This is a genomic window from Acinetobacter oleivorans DR1, from assembly GCF_000196795.1.
Taxonomy (GTDB): Bacteria; Pseudomonadota; Gammaproteobacteria; order Pseudomonadales; family Moraxellaceae; genus Acinetobacter; species Acinetobacter oleivorans.
Window position 1 is genome coordinate 900,149 of record NC_014259.1, and the last position, 14,432, is coordinate 914,580.

The following is a 14,432-nucleotide window of genomic DNA, read 5'->3' on the forward strand; positions in this document are numbered from 1 at the left end:
TCTAAAATCTGACTAAAAACTTAGAATGTATTTTGAATAATGACATCGTCGTAAGGAAGTTTGCCCACACGTGGGTAAGGCTCGGAAGCTGACTTACCAACCGCAATCATTAAACACACCACATGATCTTCAGGTAAGTTAATTAACTTCGCCATCGCATCAAAGTCAAAACCATCCATTGGGCAACTGTCTAAACCATGCTCTTGGGCAAGCAACATTAAAGTTTGAGCAAAAATACCCGCACTACGCATCACTTCATCACGTTGGGTTTGTGGGCGGTCACGGTAATATTGGTCAATTGCACCAACCATAATATTTTGAACTTCCGGAGAAGCTCCATCCCATACACGTTTAGCATCTGTTTCCCACGAGCTTACTTTTGCGCATAGCACAATCAGTAAAGAAGCCTCGGTAACTTGTGGCTGGTCCCAAGCAATGGTGCGAATTTTTTGTCTTAGTTCAGCGTCTTCAATTACAACAGGGCGCCAGTGCTGCAAATTAAATGCACTTGGTGCATTTGCTAAAACTTCATGTAATAACTGTTGTTTATTTTCTTCAGAGAGTTGAAATGAAGAATCGAAGCGTTTAATAGCACGACGTTTCTGAATGGCATCAATAACGTTCATAAGATTTTCCTACTTGAGAATTGGGTAGTAGCATTAGTTAATTTTATAACGTTGGGCTACTTCAGCCGAAGAAAAGTTTGGTAGTAATGTGATACGTGATTTTTCAAAATTATTCCATTGATTTACGTCTTTTAGCACAGGAATTGTGATCGTTTCTTTACGATCAAAACCAATCAGAGCTGCATCGACCAAATCATTGACATCCATTAATGGTGGAACTTGGCTTAAGTCGATGCCTGAGCGCTCCCAAATTTCGGTTTTAGTTGCAGATGGCAATACGGCTTGAACATGCACGCCATGATCTTTTAACTCTAAATGTAAGCCTTGGCTAAAAAATTGGATGAAAGATTTACTTGCGCCATAAATGGTCGAACCAAGTTCAGGAGCTAATCCAAGCACTGAACCTAAATTAATAATCGCGCCTTTACCTTTGCGTAGAAGAGGTTGCGAAATTGCATGAGACAACCGAACAACTGCGGTCATATTTAAAGTTATAAGTTTTTCAATGTCTTTAATATCTTGAGTCAAAAAGTTTCCATTCAGTGCAATCCCAGCGTTATTTACCAAAATTTCAATATCAGCATCGTTTTTGAGTACATCTTCAATTTTAGTGATGTCTTGATCTTTTGATAGATCGGCTTGAATGAACTCGACCTGTACACCGTATTTTTCTTGAAGATCTTTTGAGATTTTATCTAAGCGATTGGTGTCTCGTGCAACCAAGATTAAGTTATGGCCACGTTGAGCAAATCGGTCTGCATAGACAGAACCAATTCCTGACGAAGCTCCTGTAATAAGTACTTTTGATTGAGCTGACATGTGATGTCTCCACGCTTTAATTTTTAGATTATGACTATAATCTAAAATATACAGGTTTTGATGTCAACCATAATCAATGTATAATTATGACCAGTAGGGTGAATAAAAAGTGAGTAGGCCAACATGAAAGTCAGTAAAACTCAGGTAAAAGAAAACCGAGAAAAAATTGTTGAAAAGGCGACTCAACTCTTTCGTAACAAAGGCTATGACGGAGTTGGCATTGCCGAGTTAATGTCTAGCGCAGGGTTTACTCACGGCGGCTTTTATAAACATTTCACTTCGAAAACAGACCTTGTCTCAATTACCGTTAAGCACGGGCTTGAGCAGGTTTTAAAAAGAATAGAAGGCTTAAACTTAACTCAATTTATTCAGCTTTATGTGTCCCGCACTCATCGAGACAACCGAGATTTGGGCTGTACCTTAACTGCACTATCTTGTGATACTGCAAGACAGCCAGACGAAGTAAAAGTCGAATTTGAAGAGGGCATTGAGCAACTTATTCAGTTCATTATGAATGAACGAGCAAAACAAGTTTCTTTGGAAACGCCAGAGTTGAGAAAGCAAGCTATTAATATTCTTGCTCAATCTGTAGGGGCAATTGCCTTGTCTCGCGCATGCCCAGACCAATCTGTGCTTAGCGATGAAATATTGGAAAGCTGTAAAGAAAGTCTTTTAAAATTAGCAGATTAAGCTTGGTTATCTTTCAAACTGGTTTGGCTAAATTGAATTAACCTCGCAATATCGACTGTTCTTTCATAAATAAGTTCTGCCGCATGTTCGCAGGCTTGTTCTAATGTGATCGGGCCATTAGTTAGCGAAAATGCAGCTGTAACGCCGTGCTCATAAAGCGCTTGATAGCCTTCGCCTAATGTTCCTGCAATGACAATGACAGGAACATTGTGTGTTTTGGCAATTTGACTCACCCCAAAAACTGTTTTACCACTTAAGGTTTGTTGGTCAAATTTACCTTCACCCGTAATGACCCAATCTGCATTAGAGATTTTTTGGGCAAGCTGATTGAGTTCGGCCACAACCTTAACTCCAGCCTTAAAATCAGCATTTAAATAACTTTTGGCTGCAAAACCTAAACCTCCCGCAGCGCCAGAACCCGCTTCATCTCGTTTATCGAAACCTAAAAGCTTAAGTGAGACATCGGCAAAATGGGCAAGAGCTCCATCGAGTAACTTTACTTGAGCAGGTGAAGCACCTTTTTGTGGACCAAAAATATGAGATGCGCCGTTTGGACCACAAAGTGGATTGGTCACATCGGCAGCCAATAAAAAACGTGTGTGCTGAATACGTGGGTCGAAATGCGTTAAATCAATTTTTGATAGGTTTTTAAGCGCGAGTCCACCTGCGGGTAAAACGTTGTGGTTAGCATCGAGCAAAACTGCGCCCAAAGCACTGAGTAACCCTGTACCACCATCATTGGTTGCACTGCCACCCACAGTTAAAATAATATCTTTTGCACCTGCATCTAAAGCATCCAAAATGAGCTGGCCTGCGCCAAACGTTGTGCTGTGACAAGCATCACGCTCAGACGGTGGAACTAACTGTATGCCGCTGGCTTGAGCCATTTCAATGATGGCGATTTTTTGTTTTTCTAACCATCCCCATCTTGCTTGAACAGGCTGACCTAATGGTCCCATTACGGTTTTTTCACGCCATTCCCCTTCACAGACCTCTAACACCGCTTCTATGGTTCCTTCACCACCGTCTGCCATTGGACATATCAGTGTTTCAGCATTTGGAAAAACCTCTTGCCATCCTTTGGCAATGGCTTGAGCGACGCCCAAAGCCGATAGGCTGTCTTTAAAAGAGTCTGGCGCAATCACAACCTTCATAAGTTCTCTGAATCTGTTTTTTTCAATTAATTTATACTGCTTAAACCCATAAAAACCTACTTAAAATGACGTAAATTTCAGCTCATTACATCATTTCTATTTTTTAAAAATATAAAGTGAATTATGTTTTTATCTGTAAAAAATAGATCGTTTTGTTTTTAAGATGTTGTTTTTATTTAATTTAAATAATTTTTTGGTTTTTGCTGAATGATTGTAATTATAAAAAATATGGCACATATTATAACTAGCGTTGAGGCTGCCTCTAAATATCATGAGTAAGATAAAAGTGGATTTTTACTTATTAAGATAAACAGCAAATAGCGTAGATATAACCATAATTAAGTTGTGATTTATTGCACCTATAGAATGTGTAAAAAGTAATAAGAGGATGACAAAGTGGATAATTCAGAAGAACAAAAGCATATTCAGGAAAATAACGGCTTTGCACGAATTGAACCCTATACTCATCCTGCGGGCGGATGGGGAGCACTTCTTAGTGTCGCTCGAAACTTAAAGCGGCAAGATATTTTAAAAAAAGGTTCGATTACCTTACTCAATATTAACCAGCCTACAGGGTTCGACTGTCCCGGTTGTGCATGGCCAGAAAAGAAAAATGCTCATGCCTTTAACTTCTGTGAAAACGGCGCAAAAGCAGTTGCATTTGAAGCAACCAGTAAAACAGTGACTCCCGAATATTTTGCAGGTCATACCGTCAGTTGGTTATCAGAACAAAGTGATTTCTTTCTAGAAGACTTAGGTCGCTTAACAGATCCAGTTCGCTACGATGCTGCAACCGATAAATATGTGGCAATTTCATGGGATGAAGCATTTCAGATTATTGCTAAGCATCTTCATGCCTTAGATAACCCAGATCAAGCTGCGTTTTATACCTCTGGCCGTGCAAGTAATGAGGCAGCATTTTTATATCAATTGTTTGTGCGAAGCTTTGGAACAAATAACTTCCCAGACTGTTCGAACATGTGCCATGAAACCACAAGCGTTGGATTACTTGATTCGATTGGTTTAGGAAAGGGCACAGTCACCCTAGAAGACTTTGATTTAGCTGATGCAATTTTTAGTTTTGGGCACAATCCCGGAACTAATCACCCACGTATGTTAGGTACTTTGCGTGAAGTGTCTAAACGTGGCGGTAACATTGTTGCGATTAACCCAATTAAAGAACGAGGACTTGAACGTTTCCAAGACCCACAAGCACCACTTGAAATGATGACTAACGGCAGTACCCCAATTAGTCGTTATTATTTCCAACCTAAAATTGGTGGTGACTATGCACTGATGTTAGGGATTTTAAAGCACCTAAATGAGTGGGATAAAAAGGCGCTCGCTTCAGGTAAACCAAGCGTTTTTGACCGAAACTTTATTGCGGTGAATACAATCGGTTTCGACGAGATGATTGCCGAGGTTGAAAAAACTGAGTGGGAAGATATTTATAAACACTCGGGTCTATCACCAGAGCATTTAGAAAAACTCGCTAAGCTCTTTTTAGAGTCTGAGCGCTCAATTTTCTGTTGGGGGATGGGTATTACTCAACATCGCCATGGAACAGCTAATGTGCATATGTTGGCGAATTTATTATTGGCTCGTGGGCAAATTGGTCGTCCGGGTGCAGGGCTTTGTCCAGTTCGTGGGCACAGTAATGTGCAAGGCGACCGAACTATGGGCATTAATGAGTTACCTAGTCCTAAATTACTCGACAACATTGACCGCGTGTTTGGGATTAAATCCCCTAGAAAAAATGGGCATGGTGTCGTTGAAACGATTAAAGCTATGGCTGAAGGTGAGGTCAAAGTCTTTATTGGTTTAGGTGGTAACTTTGCAGTTGCGACGCCAGATACACCGTATACCCAAGAAGCACTTAGAAAGTGTAATTTAACCGTTCATGTTGCAACCAAGTTAAACCGTAGCCATTTGGTTTGTGGTAAAGAGGCTCTGATTTTGCCATGTTTAGGCCGTACCGAAATTGATGAGCAGCTTCATGGTCCGCAGGCCATTTCAGTCGAAGATTCGATGAGTAATATTCATTTGTCGGCTGGGCGTAATACCCCAATTTCTGAAAATATTTTATCTGAACCCGACATCGTGGCAAGAATGGCTGAAGCCGTGCTACCAGATAGTAAGATCAAATGGAAATGGTACATTGAAAGCTATGATCGTATTCGTGACTCAATTGCTGAGGTCTTTGATGAGTTCCATGATTTTAATTTACGTGTCTATAACCCGGGTGGTTTCCATCTAGAGCATCCAGCCAATCAGCACATTTGGAACACAAAAAGTGGTAAGGCGCAGTTTATGATTACACCTCTGAGTGAAGTCTATGGCGATAAAGAAAATCAATATGCTGCTGCTTATACTGACAGCAAAGTTTATACCTTAATGACCACTCGCTCTCACGATCAATACAACACGACGCTATATGGTCTCGACGACCGTTACCGCGGAGTTTTTGGGCAACGCCGTGTTTTGTTTATGAACCAAGCAGACATTGATGAAGCTGGCTTTGAAGCAAATCAGTGGGTTGATATTGAAAGTGTTTTCTCAGATGGGGTTAAGCGGATTGTACATAGTTTCCGTATTGTGCCTTACAACATTCCACGTGGCAGTTTAGCTGCGTACTATCCAGAGACTAATCCTTTAGTGGCGTTAAGCAGTCATGATAAATACGCCAAAATTCCAGCTTCAAAAAGTGTTCCTGTGATATTGCATGCTGGTGATGCGCCCGCACACTTTAATTTGGCAACGGCAGTTGACCCTGAAGATGCAGATAAGAAAGTAAGTAACCTTTAAATTAACAGCGATATTAAAAATGTAATTCAAACAAATGGCGCTCTAATCAAGCGCCATTTCAAGATAAAGGAAATTATTTTGACACCACATTCTTATGGGGTTGAAACATTACAAGTAAAGCGGTTTAAGAAAACCGAATCTGAAAGTGTTTTAGATAATATTGTTCAAGAGCATCCGATTGCTTTGGTATATAACGGCATTTCTCATGCAGTAATGATGGCTACACCTACCGATGTGAGTGTGTTCGCTAAGGGTTTTAGTCTGTCCGAAGGAATTTTAACGAGCTTAAAAGAATTGTATGCCATTGAGGTTCATGAAAGTGAACTGGGAATTGAAGTGAATATGACCATTTCATCTAGAGCATTTGCTGCATTAAAAGAAAGGCGGCGTATGTTGGTGGGTCGTACAGGCTGTGGTTTGTGTGGTATTGAAAGCTTGGAGCAGCTTCAGCTCGATATTTCTAAAATTACCATCGAACCTTCCAAAGAATGGCTTGAACAAATTCCAATCGCGATTTCTCAATTAAAATATCAACAAAAAATTACTGCCTTGACGGGTGGCGCTCATGCCGCTGCTTGGGTGGTTCAAGGTAAAATCATGGCTTTATTTGAAGATGTCGGCCGTCACAATGCCTTAGATAAACTACTAGGTTATTTAGCTCAAGAAAACTACGACACCAGTTTGGGTTTTGTTGTTATGACCAGTCGTGCAAGCTACGAATTAATTCGTAAATGCGCTCAGCTTAATATTGGTTTATTGGCTTCAATTTCTGCCCCAACCAGTATGGCTATTCGACTCGCAAAAACTTCAGGCCTAACTTTAGCAAGCTTTTGTCGTGGAGATGATTTCGTTTTATATACATAAAGGTCATGCATTGAAATATTGATCAGATCAGCTCAAATACTAAGAATGATCAAACATAATGGAAATATACATTTCTATTTTGCCTAATTTTAAGTTAAGCACGAACTTTATACTTTATGATCAGAGTTATGTAGTTCAGAGTCTGTCCAAATGTCTTGGTTACAATCACTAAAAGAATGGGCAAAACGTCTAAAAAAACAAATTATTATGCTTTGGTTTGCATCAAAGCATCCTCAAATGCCATGGTTCCCAAAAGTTATTGCTGTGGTGGCTGTGGCTTATGCCTTTAGTCCAATCGATTTAATTCCAGATTTTATTCCTATTTTAGGCCTTTTAGATGAGGCCATCATTTTGCCGATACTCATTTGGTTAGCGCTTCGATTTACGCCTCAACAAGTTATTTTCGATGCAGAACAGCAAGCTAACCAATGGCTAGAAGAACATGAAAAAGGGCCACGAAATTATTTGGTTGCTGTACTTATTATTTTAATGTGGCTTACTCTTGCGGTGATGGCTTATTTTTATTTTGGTGGTGGTTTGTAGGTGAACTACGCTTAGAAGCCTTATCGTAATTTAACGCCCTGAACATTGTGCTTTGCTACAACTCAAAGGATAATAACGTTTTTATAAGCTTTGAGTTGCAGATAATGAAAATCGTCGCAGATGAAAACTTGGCATTTACCGATTACTTTTTTTCAGAATTTGGCGATATTCAACACCATGCAGGACGCACCTTAACACACGCAGATGTAAAAGATGCTGAAGCTTTATTGGTTCGCTCAGTCACCGCAGTAAACGAAAGTTTAATTCAAAACACCGCTTTAAAATATGTGGGTAGTGCCACAATCGGCACCGATCATTTAGATATTCCTGCTTTAGAAAAACAAGGAATTACATGGGCCAATGCTGCAGGTTGTAATGCGCAGGCAGTTGCTGAATATGTCATTACTGCTTTACTTCATTTAGATGCCAACCTTTTAGAACAACAAGAAAAATTTACCCTAGGCATTGTGGGGCTTGGAAACGTCGGTAAGCGTTTGGCACATATGGCCCAGTTGCTGGGCTGGAATGTAATAGGCTTTGACCCATTTGTGCAGTTAGATTCAATTAAAAATGTAAGTTTAGAAACCCTTTTGCAACAAGCGAATGCAATTTCAATTCATGTGCCTTTAACCAAAAATGGTGAACATGCGACGTATCATCTTTTTGATGAGCAAGCGTTTGCTGCACTTCAACCGAACACGATTTTAATTAATAGTGCGCGTGGTCCGGTCGTGAAAGAAGCTGCTTTAATCGAAGATATTCAGCGTACTCAGCGTAAAGTTGTGCTCGATGTATTTGAGCATGAACCCGTCATATCAGAAGAACTTATAGACATGTTAGCGTTGGCAACACCGCATATTGCAGGTTATAGCCTTGAAGGGAAGGCTCGCGGTACGCAAATGATTTATGAAGCATTCTGCCAAAAGTTTGGGTTTGATATAAATAAACGTTTCGAGACTCAGTTGCCTGCATGTGACGACTATTTTTCAGGAAATGATTTAAAAGAAGTGTTAAAGCAAAAATTAACTCAGATTTATGATATTGCTCAAGATGATGCCAACATCCGTGCCTGCATTAAAGAGGGCAAAGTAGAGCAAAAAGCATTTGATTTATTACGTAAAAACTATCCACTGCGCCGTGAATGGGCAGCACATGGAGGGCCGCAGGCATGAGTTTAAGTTATCAACCAACTTGTTCAATTGATGCCTTAAAAGCACGTGCCAAGCTCTATAACCAGATTCGTCATTTTTTTGCTGAACGTGATGTCATGGAGGTGGAAACACCGATTGTTTCACAAGCAGGTGTCACCGATGTACATTTAGCGTCTGTTCAGGCTTTACGTCATATTAATGGCAAATTGCAGACTCAATATTTACAGACTTCTCCAGAGTTTGCCATGAAGCGTTTACTAGCGAGTGGTAGCGGGCCAATTTATCAAATCTGTAAGGTTTTTCGTGACGATGAACACGGACGTAAACACAATAGTGAATTTACCATGCTCGAATGGTACCGCCCGGGTCTAGACTTAAAAGCATTAATGCATGAAACCGCCGATTTATTGCAAAGCTGTTTGCAGCATCGTTTTGGTGAAGTTCGTCCGTTTATTTTAAGTTATAAACATGCCTTTCAAGATCGCCTCGATATCAACCCATTGCAAGCAACATTGAAGCAACTCAAAGGTACTGCAAATCGTGTGGGATTAAATCTTGATTTAGGCGATGACCGCCTAGCTTACATGGATTTATTATTTTCTCATTTTGTTGAACCAAGTTTAGGATTTGATGCGCCAGTCTTTTTAACTGACTTTCCACCAGAAATGGCATCTTTGGCAAAAGTGAAAGTAGATGAAGATGGGGAAGAGGTCGCAGCACGTTTTGAGGTTTATATTGAAGGTTTAGAGCTTGCCAATGCTTACGATGAATTACTCGACGCAGAGGTGTTACGTTCTCGTTTTGAAGCAGACAATGCAGAGCGTGCTAAGCAAGGCCTTCATGTTATGCCTTTAGATGAGCATCTTTTAGCAGCGTTGCCTCATATGCCAGAATGTTCAGGAATTGCTTTAGGTATCGACCGTTTACTCATGGTTGCAATGGATCAGGTCAAAATTGAAAAAGTCATTACATTCCCAGCTGAAATTGCTTAAAAACTGACAAATAAAAAAAGCCACAATATTGTGGCTTTTTTATTGAGGGTTTATTTAGCTTAAGCTTGTTGAATACCAGCAACAACCCAGTCTTGCTGAGAACCAGCAGGTTTAACAAAGTGCCAGATTTCAGTAAATGGTTGTGGCAAGCTGTTTAAATCTTCACTCACAGTACCAGTAAAGCGTACGCTTACAACGTATTGACCATTTTCAGTCGCACTGTCTACAACCATCGCATTCAGATTGCTAAATTCAGCAACGTCTTGATCTTGGTTTTCCATGATGTCGTTATACATAGAACTATAAAGTTCTGGTGTTAAGTAACGGCGAATTTCTTCAATGTTACTTGCAGTATTCATCGACTGGATGTGATTAAAACGTTGACGTGCGATACGTAAGAAAGCAGCAGGTTCACTACCATCTGGAAGTTGATTGCCATTGCTCGTTGTTGCACCGCCAAAAGGAGCTTGGGTTGCTGCACCGCCACCAACAGATTGACCAAAGATATTTGTATTATCTCCTGCATTACGTGGTGTCGCTTGTGGTGCAGCAGAACGACCAAATGGGTTTTGACCGTCGTTATTTGGTGCGTAAGGATTATTAGCTGCTAATTTTTTTTTTGCGCCCAATTTGCGGAAAACAAAAAAGGCTAAAGCTGCTGCAAGTAATACCCAAAGCCAGCTAGGAATTCCACCTTTTTTCTCTTCTTGTTGCGCTTGAGCAGCTTGTTCTGTTCCAGCTTGAGTTGCTTGATGTTCAGTTGATGTTGGTTTGTCATCAGCTAAAGCATTTGCTGCAACAGCACCTACGGCAGCACCAGCTACACCAGCTGCAACCATTGAACCAACACCCGGACCTGATCGTTGAGGTGCAGTAGCAGGTTGTTGAGCAGGAGTCACTTGACGAGGTTGTTGATAAGACTGGCTTGAAGTAGTAGAGCGTGCCATACCGTGGCTTTTACCACCACCTGCACGTTTAGCTTCAGCAAGAGGCGAAATTGCTAAAGCAGCCATTAAAATACCGGTAATCAAGCCACGCTGGTGTACTTCCATAGGAAATTCCTGTCTAAAATTAAATTGTAATAGTATTTATGAAGGTATTTACGCTAAATTTCAACCATAAAAGTATGTTTTTTTATGTCAATTCATCACTGAGTTGCATTGCCTCAGTCAATGCTTCATGCAGACGGGCAACCGCAATGACTTGTACGCCGGGAATTGCTTTTTGCGGCGCATTACCTCTAGGCAAAATGACATACTTAAAGCCATGTTTTGCAGCTTCTTTTAAACGCTCTTGGCCATTTGGTACAGGACGAATTTCACCAGAAAGGCCAACTTCTCCAAAAACGGCAAGTTGCTGAGGCAATGCTTTGGTTCGTAAACTTGATGCACAGGCCAGTAAAACAGCCAAGTCAGAACCTGTTTCTGTAATTTTTAAACCACCAACAATGTTGACATAGACGTCTTGTCCGGTGGTTTGAACACCGCCATGGCGATGCATTACAGCAAGCAGCATGTTCAAACGGTTTTGTTCCAGACCCAATGCTACGCGACGAGGTTGTCCTTGAGCATCATCAACTAAAGCTTGGACTTCCACCAAAAGAGGACGAGTTCCTTCACGGCTAATCATGACAATTGAACCCGGAATCGCTTCATCATAACGGCTTAAGAAAATGGCAGAAGGGTTAGCAACTTCACGTAAGCCTTTATCTGTCATGCCAAATACGCCAAGCTCGTTCACCGCACCAAAACGGTTTTTAACAGCACGAATCATTCGATAACGTGAGTCTGATTGGCCTTCAAAGTAAAGTACACAATCCACCATGTGTTCTAAAACACGTGGACCTGCCAGTGCACCTTCTTTGGTCACGTGACCAACAATGAAGAGTGCAGTGCCACTATTTTTTGCATAACGAGTTAATAAAGCAGCAGATTCACGAATTTGTGAAACACCACCCGGTGCCGATTGAAGTGTTTCTGTATAAAGCGTTTGGATCGAATCTAAGATCGCCACGACAGGTTTTTCTTGTTCTAAGACTTCGCAAATACGTTCAACACAGGTTTCTGCCATGACTTTTAACTGGTCAGTAGGTAGGTCAAGACGTTGAGCGCGAAGTGCAACCTGAGATAAAGATTCTTCACCGGTAATATAAAGTGCAGAGCTTTTTGCGCTTGCCATATAGGTTGCTGTTTGCAAAAGAATAGTCGATTTACCAATACCCGGGTCACCACCAATCAATACGACTGAACCCGTAACTAAGCCTCCGCCAAGTACGCGGTCAAATTCGCTGATGCCTGTCGGTAAGCGTGTTTCATGGGAAAAAGTGACTTTATTTAGAGTTGTAATATTGGCAGCTTGGCCAGCATAGCCTCCAACTTTTGGACGTGCGCGGTGAGCAGTGGTAGGCTCAAGTTTGACTTCAGTCAAAGAATTCCATTCACCACACTCTGAACATTGACCTGCCCATTTAAGATGATCGGCACCACATTGTTCGCAACGGTAAACAGTTTTGACTTTGCTCATATTCGACTTCAGTTAAAAACTTCTTAATTAATAGTAGAAACGGAGTATAACAAAACCAAAATAGAGAATCAGTTTTGAAGTGGAATACATTTTGCTTAATTTAAAACAACGAAAATATTAGGTCATTGTCATGTGTTAGTTAATTTAAAAGATTAAGGTCGAGCAGGGGTGTTTTTAATAAACAGATGAAGGACTGAAATAAAATTGAAGATTAGAAAATGGTCAATTGAATCGTCTTTTTAATTTAAAAATCAGACAAGTTCAAGTCATGTTTTTAGACCGTAAAGTGCGTTGTATTGCTATGGGCTTGTGCGTATTATCAGATTTAATTGTATGTAGCTTGAAATCATCAGCAATACAGATAAAAATCGGTTAGCTGAAAAATTATCAAAAAATATACATTTAAAAGATACCTGCAAATGGTGCGATATCGTCTTTTTGATTTTAGCTAACGGACTAAAAAAAATTACTGGAGTGTATTGATAAGATGTCGAATCAAAATCTGAATGAGCCTCATGAACAAGGTGAGCTCCATCGTAGCCTCTCAAATCGGCATTTACAGCTGATCGCGATTGGCGGTGCAATTGGTACGGGATTATTTATGGGATCAGGCAAAACGATTAGTCTTGCTGGCCCCTCAATCTTATTTATTTACCTGATTATTGGTGTGATGGTGTTTTTTGTCATGCGTGCGCTTGGCGAATTACTTCTTTCAAATCTTGCCTATAAATCATTTATTGATTTCACAACAGATTTAATTGGCCCATGGGCAGGTTATTTTGTAGGTTGGACCTATTGGTTGTGTTGGATCACCATTGGTATTGCCGATCTTTCTGCAATTATCTATTACTTACAATTCTTTAATAATGGTCTACCTTTCTCTCCTGTCGAAGGTGCCATGATCAGTGTTGCAGCCATCGTATTCATTATGGGCTTGAACTTGTTAACAGTTCGCCTGTTTGGTGAGTTGGAGTTTTGGTTTGCGCTTATCAAAATCCTAGCAATTATTATTTTAATTGCTGTGGGTCTATGGATGATCTTTACAGGCTTTACCTCGACTACAGGTGAAGTGGCATCCTTTACTCATTTGTGGGCAAATGGTGGTTTCTTCCCGACGGGTGTACATGGCTTCTTGGCAGGCTTCCAGATTGCGATTTTTGCTTTCGTTGGTGTAGAACTTGTCGGAACAACAGCTGCGGAAACTAAAGATCCTGAACGTAATTTGCCTAAAGCAATTAACTCAATTCCAATTCGTATCATTATTTTCTATGTGTTCGCATTAATTATTGTCATGTCAGTAACACCATGGAATAAAATTGATCCGGCGATCAGCCCGTTTGTAAACTTGTTTAGTCAAGCAGGCGTTGCGGCAGCAGCAATCTTAATGAACTTAGTTGTGTTGTCATCAGTGATGTCATCAATGAACAGTGGCGTGTTTTCAACAAGCCGTATGTTGTTTGGTCTATCTCGTGAAGATCAGGGACCAAAAGCTTTTGGTAAATTGAACAGACGTGCGGTACCTGCAAACGCATTGTATTTCTCTGCTGCGTGTTTATTGTTAGGTGCAGCATTACAGTATTTTGTACCAAATACCGTTGAGGCGTTTACGCTTGCAACAACACTTTCAACGATTCTGTTCATTTGCGTGTGGTTACTGATTATCTGGAGTTATATCCGTTACTACACTACACGTCCTGAGCTGCATGCAAAATCAACATTTAAATTGCCGGGTGGCCTATTTACATGTTGGATCACGATTATTTTCTTTATTGGTATGATTTACGTGTTGTCTTTAGAGCCAGATACGTTTAAAGCGCTTAAAGTCAGCCCAATTTGGTTTATTATCTTGATCATTGGTTATTTCTTCTTCTATAAACCGCGTCATAAAAAGTAATTAAATTTATTTGGTTATGATCAAACGCCAGCTGAAAAGCTGGCGTTTTTTATGCATATTGTTTTTCTCTTTAAGTTTACTCTTTAGCCGCCTGCACGATCACGGTATACTGCATCGAATTGTTTAAATCAGGTGCTCAGATGCGTCGTGTCATTTGCCTCATCAGTTTATTGAGCAGCAGTATTTTGCTAAGCGCTTGCGGTCAGTCAGGAGCATTACAGCTACCTTCTGATCCGAATTATGACAAACGCGCGAAATACTTGCTCTATCGTAATAAAGAACAGAAACAAGTTGTGCAACAGGATGAACAAGCTGATCAGCCAGTTGAATCATCAGCCCCAACCCAAACAACTTCACCTTAAGCTTTGAAA

The 14,432-nt window shown here is 40.5% G+C and carries 13 protein-coding genes; 8 read left to right on the forward strand and 5 right to left on the reverse strand.

All coding sequences use genetic code 11. The features are described 5' to 3' along the window. Positions 1 to 20 precede the first annotated feature (20 nt). Both AOLE_RS04205 and AOLE_RS04210 read right to left on the reverse strand, forming a co-directional pair. Complete coding sequence (locus AOLE_RS04205) at positions 21 to 626, reverse strand: nitroreductase family protein (protein ID WP_013197033.1); 606 nt, start codon at positions 624 to 626, stop codon at positions 21 to 23. Between the two features lie 33 nt (positions 627 to 659). Then, positions 660 to 1,445 carry an SDR family NAD(P)-dependent oxidoreductase gene (locus tag AOLE_RS04210; RefSeq protein WP_013197034.1) on the reverse strand — a complete coding sequence of 262 codons (786 nt, stop codon included), beginning with the start codon at positions 1,443 to 1,445 and terminating at the stop codon, positions 660 to 662. Between the two features lie 123 nt (positions 1,446 to 1,568). On the opposite strand from AOLE_RS04210, the gene AOLE_RS04215 reads away from it, so the two are divergent. Further along, complete coding sequence (locus tag AOLE_RS04215) at positions 1,569 to 2,135, forward strand: TetR/AcrR family transcriptional regulator (protein WP_013197035.1); 567 nt, start codon at positions 1,569 to 1,571, stop codon at positions 2,133 to 2,135. Here the strand turns inward: AOLE_RS04215 and AOLE_RS04220 are convergent. Further along, positions 2,132 to 3,289 carry a glycerate kinase gene (locus tag AOLE_RS04220; RefSeq protein ID WP_013197036.1) on the reverse strand — a complete coding sequence of 386 codons (1,158 nt, stop codon included), beginning with the start codon at positions 3,287 to 3,289 and terminating at the stop codon, positions 2,132 to 2,134. The genes AOLE_RS04215 and AOLE_RS04220 overlap by 4 nt on opposite strands. Before the next feature lie 396 nt (positions 3,290 to 3,685). Here AOLE_RS04220 and AOLE_RS04225 point away from each other — a divergent pair, with 396 nt between their 5' ends. From AOLE_RS04225 to epmA, 5 genes are all read left to right on the forward strand, one after another. Further along, positions 3,686 to 6,094 carry an FdhF/YdeP family oxidoreductase gene (locus AOLE_RS04225; RefSeq protein WP_013197037.1) on the forward strand — a complete coding sequence of 803 codons (2,409 nt, stop codon included), beginning with the start codon at positions 3,686 to 3,688 and terminating at the stop codon, positions 6,092 to 6,094. 78 nt (positions 6,095 to 6,172) lie between these two features. Next, on the forward strand, positions 6,173 to 6,958 hold the full coding sequence (gene fdhD / locus AOLE_RS04230; RefSeq protein ID WP_013197038.1) for a formate dehydrogenase accessory sulfurtransferase FdhD: 786 nt from the start codon (positions 6,173 to 6,175) through the stop codon (positions 6,956 to 6,958). 150 nt (positions 6,959 to 7,108) lie between these two features. Beyond that, the gene (locus tag AOLE_RS04235) at positions 7,109 to 7,501 is read left to right on the forward strand and encodes a YkvA family protein (RefSeq protein ID WP_013197039.1); all 393 of its coding nucleotides are present in this window, start codon (positions 7,109 to 7,111) and stop codon (positions 7,499 to 7,501) included. A 104-nt stretch (positions 7,502 to 7,605) separates the two neighbouring features. Further along, positions 7,606 to 8,673 carry a 4-phosphoerythronate dehydrogenase gene (locus tag AOLE_RS04240; protein WP_013197040.1) on the forward strand — a complete coding sequence of 356 codons (1,068 nt, stop codon included), beginning with the start codon at positions 7,606 to 7,608 and terminating at the stop codon, positions 8,671 to 8,673. Next, entirely contained in the window at positions 8,670 to 9,644 is a 975-nt protein-coding gene (epmA, locus tag AOLE_RS04245) for an EF-P lysine aminoacylase EpmA (protein WP_013197041.1), read from the forward strand. Before AOLE_RS04240 ends, epmA begins: the two co-directional genes overlap by 4 nt. Before the next feature lie 59 nt (positions 9,645 to 9,703). On the opposite strand, the gene AOLE_RS04250 is transcribed toward epmA, so the two are convergent. Both AOLE_RS04250 and radA read right to left on the reverse strand, forming a co-directional pair. Further along, on the reverse strand, positions 9,704 to 10,696 hold the full coding sequence (locus tag AOLE_RS04250) for a Tim44 domain-containing protein (protein WP_013197042.1): 993 nt from the start codon (positions 10,694 to 10,696) through the stop codon (positions 9,704 to 9,706). A gap of 82 nt (positions 10,697 to 10,778) precedes the next feature. Then, positions 10,779 to 12,167: a DNA repair protein RadA gene (gene radA, locus AOLE_RS04255; protein ID WP_013197043.1), complete on the reverse strand. Its 1,389-nt coding sequence runs from the start codon at positions 12,165 to 12,167 to the stop codon at positions 10,779 to 10,781. A gap of 487 nt (positions 12,168 to 12,654) precedes the next feature. Between radA and AOLE_RS04260 the strand changes: the two genes are divergently transcribed. Further along, a complete protein-coding gene (locus AOLE_RS04260; protein ID WP_005307657.1) occupies positions 12,655 to 14,061 on the forward strand; it encodes an amino acid permease in 1,407 nt (468 codons plus the stop codon). Positions 14,062 to 14,201: 140 nt separating this feature from the next. Beyond that, positions 14,202 to 14,423, forward strand: a complete 222-nt coding sequence (gene lptM / locus AOLE_RS04265) for an LPS translocon maturation chaperone LptM (RefSeq protein ID WP_004790575.1) — start codon at positions 14,202 to 14,204, stop codon at positions 14,421 to 14,423. The last annotated feature ends 9 nt before the right edge of the window (positions 14,424 to 14,432 follow it).

Coding starts and splice junctions, on each gene's coding strand:
- AOLE_RS04205 (WP_013197033.1), bottom strand. CDS start 626: ATGAACGTTATTGATGCCATTCAGAAACGTCGTGCTATTAAACGCTTC.
- AOLE_RS04210 (WP_013197034.1), bottom strand. CDS start 1,445: ATGTCAGCTCAATCAAAAGTACTTATTACAGGAGCTTCGTCAGGAATT.
- AOLE_RS04215 (WP_013197035.1), top strand. CDS start 1,569: ATGAAAGTCAGTAAAACTCAGGTAAAAGAAAACCGAGAAAAAATTGTT.
- AOLE_RS04220 (WP_013197036.1), bottom strand. CDS start 3,289: ATGAAGGTTGTGATTGCGCCAGACTCTTTTAAAGACAGCCTATCGGCT.
- AOLE_RS04235 (WP_013197039.1), top strand. CDS start 7,109: ATGTCTTGGTTACAATCACTAAAAGAATGGGCAAAACGTCTAAAAAAA.
- AOLE_RS04240 (WP_013197040.1), top strand. CDS start 7,606: ATGAAAATCGTCGCAGATGAAAACTTGGCATTTACCGATTACTTTTTT.
- epmA (WP_013197041.1), top strand. CDS start 8,670: ATGAGTTTAAGTTATCAACCAACTTGTTCAATTGATGCCTTAAAAGCA.
- AOLE_RS04250 (WP_013197042.1), bottom strand. CDS start 10,696: ATGGAAGTACACCAGCGTGGCTTGATTACCGGTATTTTAATGGCTGCT.
- radA (WP_013197043.1), bottom strand. CDS start 12,167: ATGAGCAAAGTCAAAACTGTTTACCGTTGCGAACAATGTGGTGCCGAT.
- AOLE_RS04260 (WP_005307657.1), top strand. CDS start 12,655: ATGTCGAATCAAAATCTGAATGAGCCTCATGAACAAGGTGAGCTCCAT.
- lptM (WP_004790575.1), top strand. CDS start 14,202: ATGCGTCGTGTCATTTGCCTCATCAGTTTATTGAGCAGCAGTATTTTG.